This is a genomic window from Streptomyces sp. bgisy027, from assembly GCF_057710365.1.
The window spans coordinates 1-1,293 of record NZ_JBYIVZ010000129.1 but is presented as its reverse complement, the minus strand read 5'-3'; the positions used below and the strand labels follow the sequence as shown (position 1 = coordinate 1,293).

1 protein-coding gene is annotated in these 1,293 nt (G+C 62.4%); it reads right to left on the bottom strand.

Annotated elements, in window-relative coordinates:
- Positions 1-43: 43 nt before the first annotated feature.
- Positions 44-1,224, bottom strand: a protein-coding gene (locus AC3ETA_RS47700; RefSeq protein WP_432199157.1) for an IS3 family transposase whose coding sequence is annotated in 2 segments (ribosomal slippage) — positions 44-960 and positions 960-1,224 — 1,182 coding nt in all. Because the reading frame shifts where the segments join, the coding sequence is not laid out codon by codon here.
- Positions 1,225-1,293: the final 69 nt, after the last annotated feature.

Here is a 1,293-nt window from a genome sequence, read left to right as displayed (position 1 = left end):
TGAGGGGCCTCGCGTTTTCCGGACAGGCATCTGACCGCTGATTTCACGCGGCGATTGGCAACTGCTGGTGTTCGGCGTGGACTTCGAGCGGAGGGCGGTAACCCACCGCCGAGTGGAGGCGTTTGCGATTGTACCAGAACTCGATGTACCGGATGATGTCCCGCACAGCCGCCTCGCGGGTCAGGTAAGTCATCCGTGATACGCGCTCGTTCTTCAGAGCGCCGAAGAATGATTCGGCCATAGCGTTGTCGAAACAGATTCCGGTGCGCCCAGCCGATCTGCGGAGACCGAGACGCTTCAACTCCTTCCCGAACTCGGCTGACATGTAGTTACTTCCGCGGTCGGTATGAAATATAGCACCGTTCGCGAGCTTCCTGTTCCGTGCCGCGTTGCGTATAGCCCGGGTTATCAGAGGGGTCTGGTAGTGGTCGTCCATCGCGTACCCGATGACTTCCTTCGTGCAGCAGTCGATGACGGTCGCCAGATACAGCCACCCCTCGCCGGTGGGTATATAGGTGAGGTCGCCGACGAGTTTTTCGCCCGGGGTCTCGGCGGTGAAGTTCCGGCCGACCAGGTCCGGCACGGGGCCGGGCGCATGCCGGGTGAGGCCGAAGCGTTTCGGCTTTGGCTGGCAGGGCTCCAGCCCCAGCTCGCGCATGAGCCGGCGGACCAGTTCCAGGCCCGCGGCGATGCCCCAGCGGTGCAGCTGGGCGTGGATGCGCCGATGGCCGTAGGTGCTGTCGGAATCCTCGAATGCCTTCTGTATGAGGAGCTTCAGTTCCTCGCGCCGCTGGGCCGTCATGGATTCCGGCCGGCCGCGCCAGTTGTAGTAGCCGGATTTGGAAACGCCGAGCCGGACGCACATGAACTCGACGCTGTACGCGTACTCCACCGTGTCGAGCCGCATCTCATCGATGAACTCGTACTTGCTCGCTACCGGGGATCCTTCGCGAAGTACGCCGCGGCTTTTTTCAGGAAAGCGTTCTCCATCTCCAGCTCACGGTTGCGGCGCTCGAGCTCCTTCAGCCTGGCGCGTTCACTGACCGACAGATCGGCATCGTCGGGCGGCTCGTGCTGTTTCTGATGCTTCTTCACCCAGCCCCGGAGTGTCTCCGGGTTCAACTCAAGCTCGCGAGCTGTCTCGGAGATGGTCTTGCTGGACCGGAGCGCGATCTGGACGGCTTCCTCGCGGAACTCCGGTGAGTACTTGCTGGGTGGCGCCACTTCTGCTTCCTCGTTTCCTGTTCAGGGCAACCCTATTGGGTCCCTGTCCGGAAACTTCGGGGCACCCCA